Origin of the sequence: Exiguobacterium sp. HVEsp1 (assembly GCF_002009685.1) — a bacterium.
In the GTDB taxonomy this organism is placed as follows: domain Bacteria; phylum Bacillota; class Bacilli; order Exiguobacteriales; family Exiguobacteriaceae; genus Exiguobacterium; species Exiguobacterium profundum.
In genome coordinates, this window is record NZ_KV917367.1 from 566790 (window position 1) to 589413 (window position 22624).

21 protein-coding genes and 1 tRNA gene are annotated in these 22624 nt (G+C 46.7%); 14 read left to right on the top strand and 8 right to left on the bottom strand.

What is annotated here, in order from left to right:
• Window positions 1-115 precede the first annotated feature (115 nt).
• A complete protein-coding gene (locus BV910_RS02950) occupies window positions 116-1741 on the bottom strand; it encodes a peptide ABC transporter substrate-binding protein (RefSeq protein WP_143404747.1) in 1626 nt (541 codons plus the stop codon).
• 223 nt (window positions 1742-1964) lie between these two features.
• Here BV910_RS02950 and BV910_RS02955 point away from each other — a divergent pair, with 223 nt between their 5' ends.
• The gene (locus BV910_RS02955; RefSeq protein WP_078146290.1) at window positions 1965-3368 is read left to right on the top strand and encodes a basic amino acid/polyamine antiporter; all 1404 of its coding nucleotides are present in this window, start codon (window positions 1965-1967) and stop codon (window positions 3366-3368) included.
• Window positions 3369-3385: 17 nt separating this feature from the next.
• Here the strand turns inward: BV910_RS02955 and BV910_RS02960 are convergent, their stop codons facing one another.
• On the bottom strand, window positions 3386-5440 hold the full coding sequence (locus tag BV910_RS02960) for a sensor domain-containing protein (RefSeq protein WP_078146291.1): 2055 nt from the start codon (window positions 5438-5440) through the stop codon (window positions 3386-3388).
• Between the two features lie 155 nt (window positions 5441-5595).
• On the opposite strand from BV910_RS02960, the gene BV910_RS02965 reads away from it, so the two are divergent.
• The 3 genes from BV910_RS02965 (at window position 5596) to BV910_RS02975 (ending at window position 7607) form a co-directional block, all read left to right on the top strand.
• Window positions 5596-6798 carry an ornithine--oxo-acid transaminase gene (locus tag BV910_RS02965; protein ID WP_015880758.1) on the top strand — a complete coding sequence of 401 codons (1203 nt, stop codon included), beginning with the start codon at window positions 5596-5598 and terminating at the stop codon, window positions 6796-6798.
• Window positions 6799-6877: 79 nt separating this feature from the next.
• Entirely contained in the window at window positions 6878-7264 is a 387-nt protein-coding gene (gene crcB, locus BV910_RS02970; protein ID WP_078146292.1) for a fluoride efflux transporter CrcB, read from the top strand.
• Window positions 7265-7274: 10 nt separating this feature from the next.
• A complete protein-coding gene (locus BV910_RS02975) occupies window positions 7275-7607 on the top strand; it encodes a fluoride efflux transporter FluC (RefSeq protein ID WP_078147891.1) in 333 nt (110 codons plus the stop codon).
• Between the two features lie 34 nt (window positions 7608-7641).
• Here BV910_RS02975 and yhfH read toward each other — a convergent pair whose 3' ends face one another.
• Window positions 7642-7800, bottom strand: a complete 159-nt coding sequence (yhfH, locus tag BV910_RS02980; RefSeq protein WP_015880761.1) for a protein YhfH — start codon at window positions 7798-7800, stop codon at window positions 7642-7644.
• Window positions 7801-7949: 149 nt separating this feature from the next.
• On the opposite strand from yhfH, the gene BV910_RS02985 reads away from it, so the two are divergent.
• Window positions 7950-8312, top strand: a complete 363-nt coding sequence (locus tag BV910_RS02985; RefSeq protein WP_015880762.1) for an ArsR/SmtB family transcription factor — start codon at window positions 7950-7952, stop codon at window positions 8310-8312.
• Between the two features lie 110 nt (window positions 8313-8422).
• Window positions 8423-10465, top strand: a complete 2043-nt coding sequence (locus tag BV910_RS02990; RefSeq protein WP_078146293.1) for a heavy metal translocating P-type ATPase — start codon at window positions 8423-8425, stop codon at window positions 10463-10465.
• Window positions 10466-10504: 39 nt separating this feature from the next.
• On the opposite strand, the gene BV910_RS02995 is transcribed toward BV910_RS02990, so the two are convergent.
• A complete protein-coding gene (locus BV910_RS02995; RefSeq protein WP_078146294.1) occupies window positions 10505-11128 on the bottom strand; it encodes a hypothetical protein in 624 nt (207 codons plus the stop codon).
• A gap of 151 nt (window positions 11129-11279) precedes the next feature.
• Here BV910_RS02995 and BV910_RS03000 point away from each other — a divergent pair, with 151 nt between their 5' ends.
• Complete coding sequence (locus BV910_RS03000; RefSeq protein ID WP_078146295.1) at window positions 11280-13349, top strand: alpha-amylase family protein; 2070 nt, start codon at window positions 11280-11282, stop codon at window positions 13347-13349.
• A gap of 27 nt (window positions 13350-13376) precedes the next feature.
• On the opposite strand, the gene BV910_RS03005 is transcribed toward BV910_RS03000, so the two are convergent.
• The 3 genes from BV910_RS03005 to BV910_RS03015 form a co-directional block, all read right to left on the bottom strand.
• Window positions 13377-15983, bottom strand: coding sequence for a putative bifunctional diguanylate cyclase/phosphodiesterase (locus BV910_RS03005; protein WP_078146296.1), 2607 nt, complete (start codon window positions 15981-15983; stop codon window positions 13377-13379).
• A 114-nt stretch (window positions 15984-16097) separates the two neighbouring features.
• A complete protein-coding gene (locus tag BV910_RS03010) occupies window positions 16098-16964 on the bottom strand; it encodes a YitT family protein (RefSeq protein WP_078146297.1) in 867 nt (288 codons plus the stop codon).
• 77 nt (window positions 16965-17041) lie between these two features.
• A complete protein-coding gene (locus BV910_RS03015) occupies window positions 17042-17449 on the bottom strand; it encodes a YkvA family protein (protein WP_074037788.1) in 408 nt (135 codons plus the stop codon).
• A gap of 112 nt (window positions 17450-17561) precedes the next feature.
• On the opposite strand from BV910_RS03015, the gene BV910_RS03020 reads away from it, so the two are divergent.
• Window positions 17562-18800, top strand: coding sequence for an aminopeptidase (locus BV910_RS03020; protein WP_205728285.1), 1239 nt, complete (start codon window positions 17562-17564; stop codon window positions 18798-18800).
• A 40-nt stretch (window positions 18801-18840) separates the two neighbouring features.
• Here the strand turns inward: BV910_RS03020 and BV910_RS03025 are convergent, their stop codons facing one another.
• Window positions 18841-19623 carry an alpha/beta hydrolase gene (locus tag BV910_RS03025; RefSeq protein ID WP_078146298.1) on the bottom strand — a complete coding sequence of 261 codons (783 nt, stop codon included), beginning with the start codon at window positions 19621-19623 and terminating at the stop codon, window positions 18841-18843.
• 114 nt (window positions 19624-19737) lie between these two features.
• Between BV910_RS03025 and BV910_RS03030 the strand changes: the two genes are divergently transcribed.
• From BV910_RS03030 to BV910_RS03055, 6 genes are all read left to right on the top strand, one after another.
• A complete protein-coding gene (locus BV910_RS03030) occupies window positions 19738-20319 on the top strand; it encodes a TetR/AcrR family transcriptional regulator (protein ID WP_078146299.1) in 582 nt (193 codons plus the stop codon).
• The gene (locus tag BV910_RS03035) at window positions 20312-20656 is read left to right on the top strand and encodes a DMT family transporter (protein ID WP_078146300.1); all 345 of its coding nucleotides are present in this window, start codon (window positions 20312-20314) and stop codon (window positions 20654-20656) included. Before BV910_RS03030 ends, BV910_RS03035 begins: the two co-directional genes overlap by 8 nt.
• Window positions 20653-20967: a DMT family transporter gene (locus BV910_RS03040; protein ID WP_078146301.1), complete on the top strand. Its 315-nt coding sequence runs from the start codon at window positions 20653-20655 to the stop codon at window positions 20965-20967. Before BV910_RS03035 ends, BV910_RS03040 begins: the two co-directional genes overlap by 4 nt.
• Window positions 20968-21038: 71 nt before the next feature.
• The gene (locus BV910_RS03045) at window positions 21039-21596 is read left to right on the top strand and encodes a GNAT family N-acetyltransferase (RefSeq protein ID WP_078146302.1); all 558 of its coding nucleotides are present in this window, start codon (window positions 21039-21041) and stop codon (window positions 21594-21596) included.
• A gap of 87 nt (window positions 21597-21683) precedes the next feature.
• Window positions 21684-21756, top strand: a tRNA-Val gene (locus BV910_RS03050).
• A gap of 150 nt (window positions 21757-21906) precedes the next feature.
• Window positions 21907-22605, top strand: coding sequence for a DUF554 domain-containing protein (locus tag BV910_RS03055; protein WP_078146303.1), 699 nt, complete (start codon window positions 21907-21909; stop codon window positions 22603-22605).
• The last annotated feature ends 19 nt before the right edge of the window (window positions 22606-22624 follow it).

The following is a 22624-nucleotide window of genomic DNA, read 5'->3' on the forward strand; positions in this document are numbered from 1 at the left end:
TGATGCAAATCGTGACAGCTAATAAGGTGAACCGCAGTGTCAAACTCTTTATAGAGAGACTTTCACGACAGAAAAACCTCCCTGGTCCATGTAGGAATCAAGGAGGTTACAATCATTATTTCACGTCAAGCCACTTGAAACTTGCATCGGCACCGAACGGGTGACGGTACATGTTCTCGATGTTTGAACGCTCTAAGTATGCCTCACCTTTTTGATAAATCGGAGCGATGGCAAAGTCTTCTTCGAGAAGGATACGTTCTGCTTCTTGCATTGCTTCCCAACGTTTCATCTGATCGGCTTCTTTCTTCGCAGATTGAATCAACTGATCATATTCGTCATTCGAGTACTCCATACGGTTAAACGGTCCGTCTGTGACCCACATGTCGAGGTATGTCATCGGATCCTGATAGTCAGGGCCCCAACCAGCTGCAGAAACGTCATATTCGCCTTTCCCTTCAAGATCAAGGAAGTTTTTGAACGGTTGCTGTTTGATGTTAAGTGTCAAACCAGGCAAGTTCTTCTCAAGTTCGCCTTTGATGAACTCGTTCACTTTCTTGAACGCTTCTTCGTCACGTGAGAGGAACTCGAGTTCGATTGTTTCAACACCTAATTCTTCTAATCCTTTTTCCCACGCGGCTTTTGCTTCATCTACGTTGTAGTTGAGGAGGTCTGGATACTTCTCACGGAAGTCAGCTCCGTCTTCTGTGAACGTGAAGTCTTTCGCTACGATATAGTTCGCCGGTTGCGATCCATCTGTTAAGATGACATCTGTCACACTCTGTTTGTCGAATCCTTTCGCAAGTGCTTCCCGGATGTTGACGTTTTGGAGCGCTTCGTTCTTTTGGTTGAAACGAAGGAAGTTGATTCGAGCATCGGCACGCGTTTTGAACTCGTCGCTGTCTTCGAATTGCGGAACGAATTCAGAAGAGAGGAGCGTGTAGTCCGCTTCACCCGACTCGAACAAGTTGACCCCAGTCGATACGTCTTTTACGACTTTGACGTTGATCGTGTCCATCTTGACGTTTTCAGCATCCCAATATTCAGGGTTCTTCTTGTAAACCCATCCTGAATTGTCTTGCCACTCGCTCAAGACGTAAGGTCCATTATAGAGTGTCTTGTCGACAGATGTTGCGAACTCTTCGCCTTGCTCTTCGACGTACTCTTGTTTTTGCGGCATATATGTTGGGAATCCAGTCAAACCTAAGAAATAAGGGGCTGGTGCTTCCAATTGTACTTCAAGCGTTTTCTCGTCAATCGCTTTTGCGCCGAGGTCGTCGAGCGACATTTCACCCGCAAGGATTTTGTTGGCGTTTTTCAAGTCTTGAAGAATGTAGGCATACTCCGCACCTGTTTCAGGATTGAGGGCACGTTTCCAAGAGTAAACGAAGTCTTCAGCTGTAATTGGAGAACCGTCTGACCAGTTTGCGTCACGTAACTTGAACGTGTATGTAAGTCCATCCTCAGATACTTCGACATCTTCGGCAATCCCCGGTGTCGGTTGGTTGTTCTCATCTAGACGATACAATCCTTCGAACACGTTGTTTGTCACGATGATCGATGTCGAGTCTGTTGTCAGTGTCGGATCGAGCTGCGGCAAGTCCGTCGCCGATACCATTGTGACTTCTTTTTTCGCATCGCTCGAAGATGAACCTTCTGAACTTGATGAGTCATCCCCTGTGCTACAAGCTGCCGTCGCCAATAATGCGACCCCCGATAACGCTAACCATTTTTTATTACGCATCATACAACCTCCCGAAAATTCTGATAATTTAGAATATGTTGTAATTAAACTACATCTGACATGAATATGCAATGGAATTTTTCAAATTATCCGAAAATATAAACTTGTTTAGAATGACTATGCAGCAATCCCTACAGGAAGTAGAATAGAAAAATCAACGAATGATTATACAATATTTTTGTATAGTTATTCGTATAGACAGAGTAGTAGTGGAGGCGTTAACTTGAAACAACATTCAGCCGGAATCGGCTTTTTCGGTCTTGCGGCAATGGTCGTCGGGACCATGATTGGTGGAGGTGCGTTTAACCTGCCTGGTGCCATGGCACAAGGGGCAGGGGTCGGACCAGTTTTAATTGGGTGGGGGATTACGGGTGTCGGCATGATTATGCTCGCCTTTGTCTTTCAGTTTTTAGCAAACACGCGGCCAGAGCTAGAAGGCGGAATTTACGCCTATGCCCGTGAAGGTTTCGGGAAGTTTGTCGGATTCAACAGCGGATGGGGGTACTGGATGTCGGCTTGGATTGGCACAGTAGCCAACATCACGTTGATTTTCAGTACATTGGCTTATTTTTTTCCTATATTCTCAGCAGAACACCGACTGTTTCGCTTGTTCGTGAGTGTCGTTCTGATTTGGGGCTTATTTTGGCTCATTTCACGTGGGATGCGTGAAGCGGCACTTCTCAATATCGTGACAACGATTGCGAAACTCGTCCCGATTATTTTGTTCATCGTGTTGATCCTATTCGCGTTTAAAATAGATACGTTCCAAGTCGATTTTTGGGGAGAAACAGGGTTTGTTTGGGCGGATGTGTTTCCACAAGTGAAGTCGACGATGCTCGTCACACTCTGGGCATTTGTCGGGATCGAGGGAGCAGTCGTATTGTCATCGCGCGCACGTCACAAGAAAGATGTCGGTCGTGCCACGGTCATTGGCCTGATTGGGACGTTATTGATTTACATGATGATTTCCATCTTCTCGTTTGGTGTCATGACACAGGAGCAACTCGCTGCGTTGCCTGAACCGTCGATGGCATATGTGTTAGAAGCGGTCGTCGGCCAGTTCGGCGCAACCTTGATTAACATCGGACTGCTCGTATCATTAACAGGCGCATTGCTCGGCTGGACGATTTTAGCGACGGAGATTTCGTACGTGGCGAGCCGGGATGGGGTGTTTCCAAAGGTGTTTCACCGTTTGAATGCGAATGAGACACCGGTGAACGCGCTATTCATCACCCAAGCGTTCACCCAAGTCGTCACGGCCATCGCCTTGTTTTCAGAACAGACGTATCTCGTGCTTTCAAGCATCGCTGGAATCGCAGCACTCGTTCCTTATCTATTCTCGGCACTCTATGGATGGATGGAGGCGAAGCGGGCGACGTCGCTACGGATGATGGTCGTTTCCGGGATTGCCTCGCTATACGCCGCCTGGTTACTCTATGCTTCAGGATTCGAGTATGTCTTGATTGCGATGATTCTATACGCACCTGGCATCTTCGTCTTTCTTTTGGCAGAACGGGAACAAGGACGACCGTTCTTGTCCCGTACCCAGTCGATGATTGCCTTGATTATTCTATTATGTGCGACCTATGGCATTTATGGACTTTGGACAGCCGCGATTGCCCTATAAGAAAACTCACCGGCGCCTCAAGCGTCCGGTGAGTTTTTTGATGATCGGAGTAATTGTTCGATTACACTTGGTGAAGCAGGTCTTGCGTATAAATAGCCCTGGAAAGAATCGCAGTCTGTCGACTTTAAGTGTGCCAACATCTCTTCATCTTCGACTCCCTCTGCGACGACGTGGAGATTTAAGCTCTTCCCAAGATGGACGATGACATCGAGGAGATGAGATTTGGACGCCATCCAATCATCGAGAAAGACTTTGTCGATTTTGAGTTCATCGACCGGGAAGGACTTCAAATACTGTAAGGATGAAAAACCTGTCCCAAAATCGTCAATCGACAGTCGATAGTTCAAGCGCTTGATTTGTTCCATGCGTTCGATGATTTCATCGGTCTTTTGCATGACGAGACTTTCCGTGATTTCCAAGATGACGTCTGCTGGGTCGAGCTGGAGTTGTTGCTTGATGTTTCGTAACGTATTCAAAAAACTGTCACTCCGAAATTGATTAGGCGAAATGTTGATTGCCATCGAAAGCGGTTGATCGAACTCGGCTTTCCAGGCTTTCAGTTGTTTCGTTGCCTCTAAGATGACCCAGTTGTTGATGGGAACGATGAGTGCCATCTCTTCCGCGAGCGGAATGAACTCTGAAGGCGGGATTTGTCCGAGTTCTTCATGATGCCAACGAAGAAGTGCCTCAAAACCGATGAGACGGTCTGTGGCGAGTTCATACTTTGGCTGATATTCAAGATAAAAATGCTTTTCTTCAAGAGCTCGATACATCGCCTTCTCAATATGGATCTGTCTAGAGAAGGCAGCATCCATATCCTTTGTCACGAATTGAATCGTACCGACGCCAATCTGTTTCCCTTTGAAGAGGGCACTTTCAGCACGTGTATACAGTTCCTCGAGCGAACTTGCCGAGGACGGATAAAACACGCATCCAATCGAAATCGATACCATGATGGAGTGATGGTAAATCCGGAACGGACGTTGCAGCTCGTGTTGTAGATGTCGGAGTACTTGGAACACTTCTTCCTTAGATTCCTCGAAGAACATGACACCGAACAGTCCGCCCGTAGGATGGAATAAAAGAGCGGATTCCGGAATGAGATGAAGTGCGCGCTCCTTGATTTGAATCAGGAGTTCGTTCCCGACACGAGAGCCGAATGATTCATTGATGATTTTGAAGCGGTCGATATCAAACAAGGCAATATGAAAGAGTCCTTCTCGCTCGTCGATTTGCTGAAGGATGGAGTCGTAACGACGTAAAAACCCTTTCTTATTATAAAGTCCGGTCAACTCATTTTGATAAGCGAGGGACTGGACTTCCTTTTCAAGGCGTTTCTTTTCCGACACATCAAATCCGAAGGCGGTATATTGAATCACTTCATTCTTCTCACTAACAATTGGTACGACAGTCAAGTTGAGCCAACACGGCTCTGACTCATGTTGCTTACAGGAGATCGGCATCTCGCCGTTCCAAACTCGATTCGTCGCTAGAGATTTTAAGACGTTACGCGAAATCTTGTCTTGGTCACTCGAATCATGGATGAGATTGAACCATTCGTGGCCGATTAGCTGTTGCTCCGTCGCATCGAGTAGACTGCATAACGATGGGTTGATATCCACAATCTCCCCTTTCGCATTTGTCGCCAAGTAATGCGTGGACTGTTTGATCATCTCTTGAAAATGATGAAGTAGATTGAATTGTTCTGTACTGATGAGAGGTCCAAATCCTTTTGGGAGAAACGCTAAAAAATAGCCATAGATTTTCTCGAGCGAAAATGATTGTAAGTAGGCAGTCGCATAAATGACGGAACCATCCTTATGTTGAAACGGTGTCATTGCCGTTGTCGAGAATGGGTATTGAAGGAGGAGTGGTGACCACGTTTCGAGTGCATGGTCAAGCTGCTGGACGACCGGCAGCGGTTGATGGAGGACTTCTTGACGTTCCCAGCCGAATAGAATCTCGGCGTGTTCATTCCATAATAGGACCGTACCATCTTGAGAAATATAACAACACGGGACAGACAAAGCATCGATGAACTGATCTACCGATAAATCACGCAATGAAGCCACATCATTTCCTCCAATCTGTCATGCGAAAAGCATATTCTAATGTCAGTGTACCTTAATTTGCCAATTCAAGGAATGCTTAAGTTCGTCATTGTCAAAAGAAAGAGGGACGTCATATACTGAAAGAGTAAGATAGTTTTGAATAAGGGGGAAACAATATGTCAAAAACACATGATGTGATTGAATTGACAGAGAAGTTCGGGGCACATAACTATCATCCACTACCGATTGTTATTTCGGAGGCGAAAGGGATTTGGGTAACCGATCCTGAGGGGAATCGCTACATGGATATGTTAAGTGCATACTCTGCTGTCAATCAGGGACACTGTCATCCAAAGATCATCCAGGCGCTTAAAGATCAAGCGGATAAGATCACGTTGACGTCGCGCGCCTTTTATAACGATCAACTCGGACGTTTTTACGACAAAGTGGTAACGCTTACAAAGAAACAGATGGTGTTACCGATGAACACGGGTGCAGAAGCGGTCGAGACGGCCGTGAAGACAGCACGTCGTTGGGCATATGACGTGAAGGGCATTCCGGGACAAGCGGAAATCATCGTCTGCTCAGGAAACTTCCATGGACGGACGATGGCTGCTGTGTCGATGTCGACAGAAGCGGAATATCAGCGTGGATTCGGACCATTATTGCCAGGGTTCAAAGTTGTGCCATACGGTGATATCGACGCGTTCGAAGCGGCGATCACAGAGAATACAGCGGCGTTCATCGTTGAACCGATTCAAGGGGAAGCTGGAATCATCATTCCGCCGGCTGGTTATTTGAAGCGGGCATCTGAGCTCTGTAAAGAACATAATGTCCTCTTCGTCGCAGATGAAATTCAGTCTGGACTTGGTCGTTCTGGAAAGTGGTTTGCCATCGAGTGGGAAGACGTCACACCGGATATGTATATTCTCGGAAAAGCACTCGGAGGCGGAGTCTTCCCAATCTCATGTGTTGCAGCTGATCAGGAGATTCTTTCGGTCTTCAACCCAGGCTCGCACGGGTCGACGTTTGGTGGAAACCCGCTTGCTTCGGCTGTCTCCGTCGCGGCTCTTGAAGTGTTAGAAGAAGAAAACCTACCGGAACGTTCGCTAGAACTCGGGACGTATTTCATGGATCGCTTGAAGTCGATCGACAATCCGATGATTCGTGACGTTCGCGGACGTGGACTCTTTATCGGCATTGAGTTGACGGAGTCGGCTCGTCCTTATTGTGAGGCGCTAAAAGAGCGGGGACTTCTCTGTAAAGAAACACATGAAACCGTGATTCGATTGGCACCACCGCTTGTGATCACGAAAGAAGAACTCGACCAAGCATTCGAAGCAATCGAAGCCGTATTGGCTCCCGCAGCTATTTCGTAAGAAGCGTCAGCTTGGTATAATGAAGTCAGTTCAATCGACACCTGCCTAGCAGGTGTCTTTTTCGTGGAGGAGGAGTTGGATGATTTACATATATGTCGGATTGGCAGGGGCGGTCGGTGCTTTGGCACGCTATGGCCTTGGTATGATGATCGATTCGATTGGACCGAGCGCATTCCCGGTTTCGACATTGCTCATCAATCTCAGCGGTAGTTTTTTGTTAGGGTGGTTGACTCACATGTTTCTTCGAACGGGTAAACTTTCTCCTCAATTCGTCACGATTGTGGGGACTGGAATGATTGGTTCCTTCACTACATTCTCCACGTTTAGCGTTGAAACGATTCGATTATTAGACGAAAGTCGGATAGGGTTGGCGCTTCTATACGTCTTTTTGAGTATCACGCTTGGACTCGGGAGCTCATGGCTTGGTTATCGTGTCGGCGTGAGACGAAAAGGTGAGGTGAAATAGAGTGACAATCATGTGGATTGCGACAGGTGCCTTTTTTGGTGCGATGTGTCGTTTTGCTATCGGTCAACTGATGAAACGGTGGTCTGATTCCACCTTTCCATTTGCAACATTATTCGTCAATGTGTCGGGTTCGTTTGCTCTTGGGTATTTATATGCCCACACGAGCCATCCGTCGCTCCTTCTCTTTTTAGGGATTGGATTTTTAGGGTCGTTTACGACGTTTTCGACTTTGAAACTTGAATTGATGCGGTTTGCGACAAAAGACTGGATTCGATTCGGACTTTATCTCCTTGCGACATATCTGTTTGGAATACTGGCTGCTTATATCGGCTGGTCAATCTGAAACAACGCCCCTTCCATCTCGAAGGGGCGTTGTTTTATTCTGCAAGTTGAAGCTTCTCGGTACATGAAGCACAAGTCGTTTCGTATGACTCGCACTGTTCATCCATATGCTTCCCGCATTCCTGGCACGTTTTGTCCGGTAGTTTTTGATAAAACTCGACAGATGATTCGAGTCGGCTCGCCCATTCATTCATATGAAAATGCCTCCTTCGTGGATGTGTCACAGTATTGGTTGTTGTCATGATTGTATTATAACAGATGACATTAAGTCAACCATAATATATAACAGATATATTCAGGATTTTTTGCTACACTATACACATCAAAAGACGAGGTGAAAAAAATGAAAGTGCCACAGTGTGAAACGATTGGGATTCAATCAGAGGACGTTCCAACGCTACAAACCGCCTTGGCGCAATTAGATGCGCCTCGAGTCAGTCGTTTGTTTAAAGCGTTCGCTGATCCGACCCGTCTAAAAGTGCTGTATGTGTTGACGCTCGAACATGAACTATGTGTATGCGATGTGGCGGCCGTTATCGGTCACTCTAACGCGACCGCATCTCACCATTTACGGACATTACTCGAACAAGGGTTGGTAAAGTATCGTAAAGAAGGGAAAGTCGTTTATTATTCATTGGATGATGAGCATGTGAGACAGCTCGTTGAAATTGCATTGACACACAGTGAAGAACAAAAAGACGTTTAAGTTCAATGACCGTCCCCATTCGAGGGGCGGTCATTTTTTTGGTACTTGTCTTCGATTAAAATTCACGTTACGATATATTCAAATGAATGTTTGAATGTTAGGGGGATATGATGAGAAATCGAGACGTACTACCTGTGTCCGGTATTACCTGTACGAATTGTGCAGCTAAGATTGAGCGAGATGTATCGAAACGTGAAGAAGTCGCATCTTGTCAAATTGATTTTGCGACGAGTCGTATGGTGATTGAGTGGGTGGACCCATCAAACCGTGACAAGACGCTTCAGTCGATTGAGCAGACGATGGGACGGATTGAACCGGGAGCAAAGTTTGTTAAACAAGACGACGATCAAACCGAAGGACGAGATTGGACGCTTTGGAGATTCCTTATGGCCGTTTTTATTTTTTCAATTGCCATTTGGACAGATTCGACTTTAGGATTCATTGCGGCATATTCACTTGCTGGCTACGACGTCGTATATGGTGCGATCCGGAACGTATGGAACCGGGAATGGTTTGACGAGAAATTTTTAATGACCATTGCGACAATCGGGGCATTCGCCATTTCAGAATACCCGGAAGCGGTAGCAGTCATGCTGTTTTATCAGCTCGGTGAATACGTGCAAGGACGGGCGGTACGCGCCTCCCGAAAATCGATTCAGTCCTTGTTGAATATGAAACCGACCCGAGCGCGTGTACTCGAGGCGGGTCAGGAAATGGAACGATTGCCGGAAGACGTAACGATCGGGTCACACCTCGTCATTCGTTCAGGAGAACTAGTCCCGATGGACGGATTCGTCGTGAGTGGGGCGAGCTCTTTAAATACATCGTCTTTGACAGGTGAATCCGTTCCGAGGCAAGTGAGCGCGGGCGAGGAAGTGTTGGCAGGTATGGTCAATATCGAGGGGCGTCTCATCGTTGAAACGACAAAGCTCGCGGCTGAATCAAGCCTTCAAAAAATGATTGCTCTCGTCGAGGAGGCGAATGGAAAGAAAGCAAAAACGGAACAAATGATCACACGATTGGCAAAAGTCTACACGCCGATCGTGGTAGTCATGGCGACACTTGTCGCATTCGTTCCACCCTTGTTTGTAGGGGACTTGAATGAATGGATTTACCGGGCCTTGATTTTTCTCGTCATCAGTTGCCCGTGTGCACTTGTGATTTCTATCCCGTTAGGTTATTTCGGGGGGATCGGTTCTGGATCGAAACAAGGAATTCTTGTAAAAGGTGGCGAGTTCCTTGACACGTTGACTGAAGTAGATACAGTGGTCTTCGATAAAACAGGGACATTGACGACCGGACGATTTGAAGTGACCGATGTCGTGACGACAGACGGCATCACCGTTAATGAACTGTTACATTTAGCTGCTCGGGTCGAACGAGCATCCAATCATCCTCTTGCGCAAGCAATCGTCAGTCGTGCTGGGGAGGTTCAATCATTTGATTCGATTCAAGAGGAGCCGGGATACGGTCTCCATGCGCGAGATGGTGACGACGAGGTGTATGTAGGGAGTGCCCGTTATATGGAACGGTTAGGTCAAGTGATTGAAGATTCATCAATCGGGACGAGTGTACATGTGATGAAGAATGATCGTTGGCTTGGACGAATCGAACTGATGGATACGGTAAAGCCGGATGCGATGGCTGCGATCGAACAATTGAAACGAATCGGAATCCAGACGGTCATGCTATCTGGAGATCGTCGAGAAGTCGCTACAAAAATTGGCAAGCAACTCGGATTGGATGAAGTACGAGGGGAGTTGCTGCCGCACGAGAAAGTGGAGGCAATCGAACGGATGGTCGGAACGCGTAAAGTTGCTTTTGTCGGGGATGGTATGAATGATGCGGCGGCTTTGGCCCGGGCAGACGTCGGTCTCGTCATGGGTGGCGTCGGAAGCGATACAGCAGTCACGGCGGCGGACGTGGTATTGATGCACGATGCGCCAACGGATGTCATTCGGGCCATTGAGCTAGGCAAACGAACGAAGCGCGTCGTCTGGCAAAATATTTTCTTTGCCTTTGGAATCAAAGCACTTGTCATGTTTTTAGGATTGTTCGGCATCGCAACGATGTGGGAAGCGGTATTTGCGGACGTGGGAGTGGCGCTTCTTGCCATCGCGAACGCGACGCGGTTACTTCGTATGACATCATGAAAGAAGTGTCTCGGTTTTATACCTGAGACACTTCTTTTTTTATTCGATTCTGTCGTGATGTGTTTTAATGCGCAACAACATAAAGGTGAGGATGACAATAATAGCAAGAAGTAAAAAAGTGATGGTGAAAAGGACTTGTGTCAAGAAAGATACTTGATTCTCTGCCGCAATCAACTCTTTATGAATGTCTTTGTATTGCATTTGTTTGAGAGACCGTAAATCTTCTAAAATCGTTTGCCGAAGTTCTGTCATCGTTTCTGCGACAGCCGTCGCTTTCACTAAGTCGCCTTCTTCATAGATGACGAGAACGCGGTCGGCTTCCTTTTCCCAAATGGCATCTCGTTCGAGTAAATCGAGGACAGAGCTCGGTGTGTCCGGGTCATCGATGATGGATTGTTTAAGGTCTTTGGCTTGTCGAGACATGCTATAGTACATCTCTAAAAAGTGTCGGTCTTCATATGCGAGTAATCCACGGATGGCATTTGCCCGTTCGACGTTATAATACATCACGTCTTCAATCGATTCATAGGAGTCGAGTTGTTCGCCTTGAATGGTTTCGAGACGCTCATTTGTTTCTTTCAATTGAAAAATAAAAATAAAAATAATCGAAATAGATAAGATTGATAAACTGATCCATAATAAAATCCATTTTCGTTGTGACATCGTGACCCTCCTTTCTTCTACATCGTACATGATTTTGTAAAAAACGACAGAAAATATTTTTTTGAAAAAGGAAAAAACGGGGAAATGTATAATCATTAAGAGTAGTGTCTCTTGATGAGAGAAGACAATTAGATGCATAAGGAGAGTCAATATGTCAGAGAACTCGACGTTACACAAGCTGTGCCAGGTTTTACGAAACAAGCGAACCAATCTTACCTATGAGATTCCGAGTCTTTGGAATCGTATGCGTTTCCATTCCGAGCCGGTTCGAGATGGGGTGGAACGTGTCAATCCATATGATTTCTTGTTGGAAACGATTGAAAAAACGATTTTCCCGTATGCACATGAAAGTCGCGACTATAGTACTTCCATTGCGCTTGCAGACGGACATTTACAAACCGGAGGGGATTGGATCAAACGGGCATCGGTTTACTCCATGCAAGTTCGTACATCGACCTCATGGGACCACGATGGGTCGGGTTACGTTGAAATGGAGAATTCAGTGGGAATGAAAGACACAGGCACTTTTGTGAAAGCGCTTGCATTGATTCCGCATCTTCTCTACATGGGGATCGATACATTATTCCTCTTACCGATTTCGCAACACAGCCATAAAAACAAGAAGGGTGAATTCGGTTCTCCTTATGCCGTGCAAGACTTTTTCGCAATCGATGAAGAGTTAAAGGAAACGTTAACTGGTGACGAGATGACGGTCGAAGAAGAATTTGCCGCATTCGTGGAGGCCTGTCACATGGTAGGGATTCGTGTCGTCATCGATGTCATCCCGCGGACGTGTGCCCGAGATAACCGTCTCATCATAGAAAACCCGGAATGGTTTTACTGGATTCCCTTGACGGAAGTCGATTACTATCATCCGCCATATGTTCCGGGCATTGGGGAGAACGTCAAACCGGAATTTGCTTTCTTGCCGATGGTGTATAACTCAGAAGACGTATGGCAACACTTGCGGCGGTTTTCCATGGCACCGAACTTGATTGATGCGGAGAAGTGGGATCGTGTACGTAACACGTTGCTCGAGCATCCAGAAGAAAACGTATTGGCGATGATTGAACGAGAGTTCGGCTTGACAACTGCACCTGCTTTCTCGGATTGTATCAATGACCCGCAACCACCGTGGTCAGACGTAACCTATTTCCGACTTTTCTTAGACCATCCGCTTGCAGCGGCACCTTATGTGAACGATGCGAACATTGCACCTTATATCCTATTTGACTCGATCAAATCCAATCAATTCCGAGGAAATGAGATCAATGAACCCCTTTGGGAGATGCTCGCTGATATCATTCCTCACTATCAACGGGAATACGGTATAGATGGAGCGCGTATTGATATGGGTCATGCCCTTCCGGTCGATTTAGCACAACGAATTTTGGAACAACCGCGTGCCATCGATTCGAATTTCAGCTTTATCGCTGAAGAACTCATCGAGTCCGGAGCCTGGGCGGCGAAGGACGCTGGCTATAATATGATTATCGGATATGGTTTTTATAAAGAACCGCGATTCAAGACGCATGAAACCCATCAGTTTTTATACGATTCACGCTTTTTACCTCTTCCGGTATTTGCGGCAGGTGAAACGGCCGATACACGTCGTCTCGCGACACGGGAAGGTGGACGAAAGGCAAGCCGCTTGTTGACGGTGTTGAACGGATTTATGCCTAATGGGGTTCCGATGACGAACTCGGGGCTCGAATTGTATGAGACACAACCGATGAACACTGGACTCGATTGTCGACCGGAAGAGGCGTATCAACTCTTCCCGACGGATCCTTATTTTGGGAAGCTCGCGTTTTTTGATGCGTATCAGTTTCATTGGGATCATCCAGAACGGGATGAAATGATTGAAGTGATGCATCAAGTGGCTGAAATTCGACGTCGATGGTTAGATGTGCTCGTGGATCCGAATCACTTTGAACCACTCATTTTAAATGAACCGTTCGCCCCGTTCATTGGATTCGCTTGGTTACGACCGGAAACGAATGATACATTGCTCGTCGTAGCGAATACGAACATGGTAGATGCGCTACGAGGAGTTGTCACGCTTGATGGGGTGAGACGTCGAAATTGGAATGCGAGTCGTTTTGCGGAGATGGTCTATTCACCTGATTCGTGGCCGTATGCGGAGCATTCGTTTGATGACAATTGGAATCTCGTGGTCGATTTGAAACCGGGAGAAGTCAAAGTGTACGAGATGAGATGAGAAAACGCCTTGGACCGAATAACCGGTTCAAGGCGTTGTGTGTTTCATATAGTAAATGACGAATTCATCGAGCGGCATCGGTTTCGCATAGCGATATCCTTGCATGGAGTCACAACCGATTTTACGAAGGAACGTCTCCTGGTACTCGGTTTCGACGCCTTCGGCAACGAGTGCCATACCGAGTTGGCGGGCCATGGCGACAATGGTCGTCGTGACCATTTGATATTCGCGATTCTCTTCAAGCTGCATCGTGAACTCGCGAGGAATTTTCAATTCATCGATTGGATAACGGACGAGGTATGCGAGTGAACTGTACCCTGTCCCGAAATCATCGATAGACAGCTTGATGCCGAGTGCTTTTAACTCTAAAATGCGATTTAATACACGATCCGAATGATGTGCGGCCACGGTTTCTGTCAACTCAAAATTAAGGCGTGACGGTTCAATCGGGAACCGTTTGAACAATGTTTTCAAGTAATCGATCAAGTGTTCATCAAACAACTGACGGACGGATAAGTTGACCGATAGTTTCGGTAAGTGGATGTCGCCTTGTTCAAATACGTGAATCAATTGGAATGTCTCATGAATCATCCAACGACCTAAATCCTGAATATGGCCCGTTTCTTCAGCAATCGGAATGAACTGGCTTGGTGGAATGAACGCACCGTTATGTTGCCAGCGCATGAGCGCCTCTGCTCCGATGATTTCTTTCGTCGAGGCATCCACTTGAGGCTGAAGGAAAAGGGAAATCTCGCCTTTTTCAAGTGCGGTTTCAAGCCCTTCCATTAACACTTTCCGCTCTTCTTTGTCCTCCCGTAACTCTGGTTCGAACATGACGGTTTCGTCACGACCTTTGTCTTTCGCGCGATACATCGCCAAATCGGCATTCGAGAGCAAGTGCTTTAATTTTTTCCCATGCTCCGGGAAGCGTACAATCCCGATCGAGGCATGTACTTCGACGAGTGTCCCGGCCATATAATACGGGGGACGATAGACAAGCCGCCGCAATCGTTCTGTCAACATCTCATCGTCTCCATGTTCCGCAACGACGATAAACTCATCGCCCCCGAGTCGCCCGGCATATTCGTTCGGCAAGAGTGCAGTCCGCAGCCGTTTTCCGATATGTTGTAATAACTCGTCACCCATATGATGACCGAATTGATCATTGATTTCTTTAAATCCATCCAAATCGGAAAACATCAATGTGAACGTACGCCCTTCCTCGATCAAGCGTTCGATTTGCTCTTGAAGTGCGTAGCGGTTATGAAGGCCGGTCAAACTATCGAATTTAGCTTGATACAGAATTTGTTCTTGTTGCTCGATCATCTGGGTGATGTCTTTAGCAATAGCGTAGATGCCCTCGACTTCTCCCTCGATGATCATTGGGACGTTGACCAATTGCCAGACGCGTGTTTCCCCTTCGTCGGTCATCACACGCACATCGATTGTTCGGGGACGACCGTTCGTCAACTCTTGAAGAATGATGGTATAAGGTGCACGGTCTTTCGATTCAATGATGTCTAAGATGTTCGAGCCGAGTAGTGTTTCGGTTGTCAGTCCTAAGATAGAACTGCCGGCCTCGTTGACAGATAACACTTCGCCATGCAAGTCGAATAAGAAAATCGGTTCTGAATGGTAGGCAAAAAGCGAACGGTATTGCTGTTCACGGATTTCTAATTCATGTGCCTTAGTCGACACGGCAACTTCCAAGTCTGTGTTGACCGTATGCAAGCGGTGGCTGATGAGTGCGTTCTGCTTGGAGACGATGAACTGACGAATGAGCAACAAGAGGACGGCATTTGCGATCATCGAGTCCATCACGGATGTTCCGAGAAGACGATCGGAAGCGAGTAAAAACATCATGACGACCACACTATACAGCACATAATCGACAATGGAATCGTAGGCAAGTGCATCTTCCGATACATCATCGACCCAGTAGCTAATCGAGATGGTCAAGATACTACTGATTTGTAAGAGGTGAATCACTTCATGTGTGATTTCCGAAAAGACAAACAACGTGTTTGCAATCGATGCAATCGTGAATCCAAGAATTCCGACGAGCAATAAAATGCGGAACTGTTGACCAGCTGATACGACTCGATTTAAGTACAGGAATGCGAGCATCATATAGAGGCTGATGAGTAACATCTGCTCTTCAAAACCGCTCAACTGTGACACGAGCGAGACGTCTTGCGTTGAAAAGAACCAAATATGAAGTCCGCCAATCAAAAGGAAACTAAACAGGGCGAATAAATCGAATGTGCGTAGTTTCAAAGTACGAAACTCAATCGATTGCGTGATGACGATTAAAGCCATGATTAAATAAAAGAAATTTTGAAGGAACAACAAGGACTGCGTATTGTCGTTGATTGAATGATAGTGCATCAGTAAGTACAGCGTGAAACATACATTTCCTGCACTAATCAAAATATGGATAAAACGCCGCATCCCTCTATGTTTAAAGATAGCTACTCCGCTAAAGCCAATCGCTGCCCCTGATATGACGAGATAATAGATGAACAACGTAATCTGTCGTAAGTCGTGCGGGGTTAAAAATAAAAATAAAAGTCCGGTAGAAAAAGTTCCGATGAGAATCGCCGGAACGTATTGGCGCAACGAGTAAGCAGACAACTCATGCACCTCCTTCTTTATATGTATGGGGCTCTTATTTATTATCGGAACAGGTGAACAAAGATTACACAAAAAAATCGACAACAATCTATATTGTTGTCGAAAATTTTAGATTTAAAGTGTATAAGAGTGCTCTTTAAAGTTCCCGACGACTGAATCGATTTCGGATACAGTGATAAACGCCTCAGAATCAATCTCAGATACGATTTGACGAAGGCGTGGGATTTCATTGTTCTGGACGACGACGTACAGCATTTTTTTCGAATCGTTCGAATATCCGCCTGTCGCATCCATGATGGTGACGCCCCGTTTCAAATTCTGCTTGATGACCAAATTGATTTCGTCTGCTTTTTGACAAATGATGAAGCATTGCTTTTGGGCAGCGAAGAATTTATGAATCGTAAGCAGCGTTCGGGATCTGACGAAGCTTAACACAAGCGCGTACATGACAGCTTTGATGTCAAAGACGATGAAGACCAACACATAGACGATGATGTCTTGTGTCAGAAAGATTTTAGGCAACGACAAGTTTCGATTATTCATATAGATGACTTTTCCTAGAATGTCGAGTCCACCGGTGGAAGCTCCTGCAAAGAGGAGAAGTGCGAGTCCAAGCCCTGAAACGATTCCGCTGAACACCGAAGCGACGAGCGGATCATCGAGTGGGGTCGGGGGAATCAAGACTGGCAAACTATCGATGAGGATAGAGGAAAGTACGACGACAATTCCTGTCATCAAGATAAATCGACGTCCCAAATATTTTAGTCCCAATAAAAAGAGTGGGATATTAAGCACGAGCTGTGTCAAACCGATGGGAGTTCCAAACAGTTCATTCGTAATCAACGTGATTCCGACGATTCCTCCAGAACCGATTTCGTTTGGTTTGAGCAGTAAGCTGACAAAGACAGACTGAAGGATTGTCCCGGCAATGATGAACAATACCGTTTCAAGGGCAACCCGTTTTCGAGATTTTGCATACATAGATAATGGCTAGGCCTGACGCCTCCTTTTTGTAAGTCTTCTGCAAGCGTACTGCTACTTTTACGTCATTTCAAGTCTCACATGTCATTATGGAATCGATCGATATCACTCGCTAATTGCTCATGTACGTAATCGATGACTTGAGCATCATCAAAAAGTCCGAGTGGGACATCGTCTGGAATCGCATCGAATGGGGAGACGAAGTATAGGATGGCCGCAACAAGTTCTTCTTGTTTATCGGGTTGCATCTCAAATTGTTCATTGTAAAGCGCGCGTAACATATTCAGCATTTGTTTCATCTGGAAGTAAAGTGTCAGTTCTTCTTCACGCTCGATGTTACTGATTTCATTGGATGCCACATCGACTGTGACTTTTGCGAGTGCGCGTTCACCTTGAACGAGCAAGTCGCCCAATTGTTCTCGGTCGCGGATGTCTTCTTTCGCTTGTTTTAAAAAATGTGTGTATGTTGTTTTCCAATCTGCCATTTGGATTCCTCCTTCTTTCTTCATCTACTAATATGCCCGTTTTTGCGCATTGGTTGCAACTTTTCCTGAAATTTAAGAAAATAAAGATAACTGAAAAGGAGGAACGATACATATGTCTAAGATTTCGATGCCGACAGAGGCAGATTTCGCACGCTATGCAGAATTAGCGGTGAAAAAAGGTGTGAACATTCAACCTGGTCAACAATTAGAAGTACGTGCTGACATCAGTCAGGCACCACTCGTCCGTCACGTGGTGAAGGCTGCTTATGCGGCCGGAGCGAAGCAAGTGTTCGTCAACTGGAGCGACGAAGAAACAGGGAAGATCCGTTATTTCAATGCACCAGCGGATTCGTTCAAAGAGTTTCCAGATTGGTTGAAGGCTCGTTTTGAGCAATTGGCTGAAGAGAAGACGGCATTCTTGTCAATCGTCAGTGATGACCCGGATGCGTTGAATGGTGTGGAATCGTCACGCATTTCGGATGCGAACCGTGCAGCAGGACAAGCGCTTGCGAAGTGGCGTCAATATGTAATGAGCGACAATGTGAGCTGGTCAATCATCGCAGGTGCGTCAGAAGCGTGGGCACAAAAGGTATTCCCGGGACGTGATGATGCGGTTGCAGCATTATGGCAAGCCATCTTCGCAGCAACGCGGATGGATCAAGAAGATGTTGTCGCGGCATGGGATACACACGATCAATCACTCCGTAGCCGTGCGAAGCTATTGACAGAGAAGAAATATGCGAAGCTTCATTACAAAGCGCCAGGTACGGAACTGACGATTGGACTTCCGAAAAAACACGTCTTCCTTGGCGGTGGCGGTCCGAACGTCGATGGCATCGACTTTATCGCGAACATGCCGACGGAAGAGGTGTTCACGCTCGCAGATAAAGATTCTGTGGAAGGTCACGTATCGAGTACAAAACCACTCAGCTACAGCGGGAACTTGATTGATGAGTTCACTCTTTGGTTTGAAGGTGGGAAAGTCGTCAAAGCGGAGGCGAAAAAAGGGCAAGCGGCTCTTGATGAATTGTTGAACATGGATGAGGGGGCGCGTCGTATCGGTGAAGTAGCGCTCGTTCCGGATGATTCTCCAATCTCGAACTCGGGTCTTCTCTTCTATAACACGTTGTTTGATGAGAATGCATCGTGTCACTTGGCGCTTGGCCGTGCGTACTCGACATGTCTCGAAGGGGGTCCTTCGATGTCACAAGAAGAGCTCGCGGCGAACGGGGCGAACGACTCGATGACACACGTTGACTTCATGATCGGGTCAGCCGAAATGAATATCGATGGTGAACGGGAAGACGGGACGCGTGAAGCAATCATGCGTGACGGGAACTGGGTCATCTAAACAAAAGAGCGAATTCCGTAGCTTTCGGAATTCGCTCTTTTTACGTGCAATCGTATAGATAGCGCAATGCGTGAGGCAAGCGGCGACGCCAGGCCGATTCGTTGTGAATCGCATTTGGTTCGACTTCATATCGGAAAGCGACTCCTTTTTGCACGATGACGTCAATTAGTTTCGCATTCGTGAATAGGTAGTCGCTTGGAGTGATAGGCCCGCTCTCTTCATTTGTGCCAATGTCCATATATAGTTTACCGGCGAACTCAGCATGTTTCATTTCTCGGATCAATGGATCAAGATTGGCCCATGCCGCAGTGGAGAGGGAGCCAACACGTCGAATAGAAGGATAGGTCGCCATCATGTATAGAGAGATGACACCTCCCATCGAGCTCCCCATGACCCCGACATCTTCTGGGTCAGTAGCGTACTCGCTGTCAATTCGTGGTTTTAATTCGTTCATGAGCCAATCTGTATACAGACGGCCTCGGCCACCGAGTGTTGGACGACTTCTTGCCAATTCGGGTCCAATCCGTCGATACAGCATCTCATCTTCCTCATATGAATACTCATCATAACGGTCCAGCCAGTTCGGGGCGCTCGCGATGGCGACGACCATGAGCGGGAGTCGTAGCAGATCGATGCAACGATCGATTTCCCAACCTTCTCCATATGTAGCAGTGTTTCCAGAAAACACATTTTGTCCATCATGCATATACAGGACGGGAAGCGGGGTGCTGACGTCGACCCAGTCTGGTCGAAATACGCGGACAATCCGCTTTTGACCACGTACCTTCTCCGTCGGAATCGACACGTTCAATTGTTCAATCATCTTTCGTCACCTCTTTCTACTTGTATTGTGGAGAATCATGAACCAAAATACAATCGTCTGACTCGACTACCTACCGTTCGTTAGGTAATGTATAAGGCAAGGAGAGTGAATGACGTGAATACAAAAGATAAAATCATGCAGTCTGCTCGCACACGCTTCGCACGGGAAGGTTACGAAGGGTTGTCACTAGCGGCAGTAGCGGAAGATGTAGGAATTCGCAAGCCGTCTTTATATGCCCATTTCGATGGGAAGGAACAATTGTTCAAACAAGTCGTCACAGACATGGCGAATCGTTACGAAGAAGTATGGCAGACAACGTGTGACGATACGGTAGGACAACCACCTTTAGAACGAATCGAGTCAATCGTCAACACGCTCACGTCCTTCTTTAGTGATCATGAGACATGGATGTTGACTAAACGAATGTTACTTGTCCCTCCTCCTGAGTTTCGAGAGTATATCGAGGAAGTCATCGGTACGGTCGAAACCAAGTTAGAACGATTTGAGAAAGAACAATTTCGACTGGCGATGGAGCGTGGCGATTTACCGGTACAATCGCTCGATGAACTATTTGCTGCGTACTATTGCTTCCTAGACGGTGCTTTATTGTCTTTATTTACATTTGAAGATGACCGGGAGATGCGACAACAAGCTGCGTTTCGAATTTTCAAGAAAGGGGTGGGTTGGGATGAGTAAAGAGAAGGGTGCATGGATTTCCCTCCTGTTTGCAGGACTACTCGAAATCGTCTGGGCGACGACGATGAAGCTGTCTGAAGGCTTCACGGTTTTAGGTCCGACATTGTGGACGATCGTGTTATTGATTCTTAGTTTCGGATTATTGGCGAAAGCGTTTCGGACGCTTCCTGCCGGGACGGGGTACGCCGTATTCACAGGAATCGGAGCGGTCGGCACAGTAATAGTTGGTGCCTTCTTATTTGACGAGGGGCTTAATGGATGGAAGCTGATCCTTGTGGCGACATTGATTGTCGGTATCATCGGATTGAAGCAAGTGACAGGAGGGGAAGAAGCATGAGTTGGGTTTATCTGATTGGAGCGGGAATTGCTGAAATGACAGCCGTTTTCTTTATGGGGAAATCGAAAGGATACCAGATTTTGAAATGGTCGATTGCATCGATTTTATCGTTTACGCTCAGCTTTTATTGGTTATCAAAATCACTTGAGGTCATTCCTCTTAGTCTTGCCTATTCCATCTGGGTAGGTATCGGCGCGGCCGGTGGTGTCATTTTAGGGATGCTCTATTTGAACGAATCGAAAAGTCGCTGGCGCATCTTTTATTTGACGCTGATTATCGGGAGTGTGGTCGGGTTAAAAGTTGTGGCCTAAAGGATTGAAATGTGCTGAAAACGGGAATTTATTAATTCAGATTATGAGATGAAAGAAAGGGGCGGAAAACGATGCATCTTGTCGAGTTGCAATCCGAACGTTTGCGGTTTGAACCGTATACGCTTTCTGATTTCTATTTTGTCAAATCGCTTCTCCAAGATCCTCGGGTGATGCGCTTCATCAGTCCGGATGGGAGACCGTATACTGACGAACAGACGATTGAGTGGTTTGAACGTCAATTGGCCCGCTATGAGACAGGACGCCAAACGGGTCTCCTGAAGCTTATGACATTTGACAGTGATGAACCGATCGGTCACGCAGGTACGTTATTGCATGAATTGGACGGTAAAATCGAGTTGGAAGTCGGGTATTGGTTGTCACCGAAGCATTGGCACATGGGATATGGCCGAGAAGCCGCTGCGCGTCTGATGCAGCATGCCTTTTCAGAGGGCGAGAAGGAGATTATTTCTCTGATTCATCCGGACAACGTTCCGTCTCAACGTGTCGCTAAGGCGAATGGTCTTCATTGGGATCGAGATACATTCTATAAGGATATGCTCGTCTCCGTTTATGCGGGTGACTTGGAGCGGTTATGTCGACATATCGACCGTCAACAAATGACACGATAAAAAAGTCTCTAAATAAATAAAAAAAGTTGTTGCCAACTCAATAGTTTCTTGATATATTAATAGTGTCCTTAAGAGAGGACACGACCTGATTCTGTAGCTCAGCTGGGAGAGCGCTACCTTGACAGGGTAGAGGTCGCTGGTTCGAGCCCAGTCAGAATCACTTGGGTGCCAAACCCTCGAGAAACCCACCGGAACATGGGTTTCCGCGAAGCCACTTCTTGCGAGAAGTGGCTCTTTTTTTTGTATATTGACATGGCACGAAAGCAATTGGTATATTCCTTTCAATACATAATGAAACGGGGAATGCGACATGGTGCTAACGGGAACCCTCGTCAATGCCGCATTGATTGTCATCGGGGCATTGCTAGGTCTCTTATTTCAGCGCATTCCGGAGCGTATGAAAGAGACGGTGACGGCGGCAATCGGGCTTGCGGTCATCTTGCTTGGGATTCAAATGGGGATGAAAAGTGAGAACTTCTTAATCGTCATCGGAAGTCTAGTCGTCGGGTCTGCGCTCGGGGAATGGTGGAAGTTAGATGAATTATTGAATGAAGTCGGTTATCGGCTCGAACGGCGTCTTGGAAGTCAATCGAGTGTAGCGGAAGGATTCGTAACGGCCACACTCATTTTCGTGATCGGGGCGATGGCCATTATCGGGGCGCTCGATAGTGGCTTGCGTGGTGATCATGACGTGTTATACACGAAAGGATTGATTGATGGATTCACCGCTCTCGTGTTGAGTTCGACACTTGGGATCGGGGTCATGTTCTCCGCCGTTCCAGTACTGGTATACCAAGGAGGAATTGCGTTACTCGCCATTCAAATCATGAAGTTCATTCCGGAATCGCTCATGGACAGCTTTATTTTAGAGATGACCGCGACCGGTGGGGTCATGATTGTGGCGATTGGCTTGAACTTGGTTGGAATCACTAAAATTCGCGTGGCCAACTTATTGCCAGGGATTTTGGTGGTGGGTTTGATTGTGTCCATCATACATACGATCAATTGAAAAAATGGATGGAAGCGAG

Bases quoted from the DNA above. Each gene is read 5' to 3' on its own strand.
- BV910_RS02950 (WP_143404747.1), bottom strand. From the start codon at position 1,741: ATGCGTAATAAAAAATGGTTAGCGTTATCGGGGGTCGCATTATTGGCG.
- BV910_RS02965 (WP_015880758.1), top strand. From the start codon at position 5,596: ATGTCAAAAACACATGATGTGATTGAATTGACAGAGAAGTTCGGGGCA.
- crcB (WP_078146292.1), top strand. From the start codon at position 6,878: ATGATTTACATATATGTCGGATTGGCAGGGGCGGTCGGTGCTTTGGCA.
- BV910_RS02975 (WP_078147891.1), top strand. From the start codon at position 7,275: ATGTGGATTGCGACAGGTGCCTTTTTTGGTGCGATGTGTCGTTTTGCT.
- yhfH (WP_015880761.1), bottom strand. From the start codon at position 7,800: ATGAATGAATGGGCGAGCCGACTCGAATCATCTGTCGAGTTTTATCAA.
- BV910_RS02985 (WP_015880762.1), top strand. From the start codon at position 7,950: ATGAAAGTGCCACAGTGTGAAACGATTGGGATTCAATCAGAGGACGTT.
- BV910_RS02990 (WP_078146293.1), top strand. From the start codon at position 8,423: ATGAGAAATCGAGACGTACTACCTGTGTCCGGTATTACCTGTACGAAT.
- BV910_RS02995 (WP_078146294.1), bottom strand. From the start codon at position 11,128: ATGTCACAACGAAAATGGATTTTATTATGGATCAGTTTATCAATCTTA.
- BV910_RS03000 (WP_078146295.1), top strand. From the start codon at position 11,280: ATGTCAGAGAACTCGACGTTACACAAGCTGTGCCAGGTTTTACGAAAC.
- BV910_RS03010 (WP_078146297.1), bottom strand. From the start codon at position 16,964: ATGTATGCAAAATCTCGAAAACGGGTTGCCCTTGAAACGGTATTGTTC.
- BV910_RS03015 (WP_074037788.1), bottom strand. From the start codon at position 17,449: ATGGCAGATTGGAAAACAACATACACACATTTTTTAAAACAAGCGAAA.
- BV910_RS03020 (WP_205728285.1), top strand. From the start codon at position 17,562: ATGTCTAAGATTTCGATGCCGACAGAGGCAGATTTCGCACGCTATGCA.
- BV910_RS03025 (WP_078146298.1), bottom strand. From the start codon at position 19,623: ATGATTGAACAATTGAACGTGTCGATTCCGACGGAGAAGGTACGTGGT.
- BV910_RS03035 (WP_078146300.1), top strand. From the start codon at position 20,312: ATGAGTAAAGAGAAGGGTGCATGGATTTCCCTCCTGTTTGCAGGACTA.
- BV910_RS03040 (WP_078146301.1), top strand. From the start codon at position 20,653: ATGAGTTGGGTTTATCTGATTGGAGCGGGAATTGCTGAAATGACAGCC.
- BV910_RS03045 (WP_078146302.1), top strand. From the start codon at position 21,039: ATGCATCTTGTCGAGTTGCAATCCGAACGTTTGCGGTTTGAACCGTAT.
- BV910_RS03055 (WP_078146303.1), top strand. From the start codon at position 21,907: ATGGTGCTAACGGGAACCCTCGTCAATGCCGCATTGATTGTCATCGGG.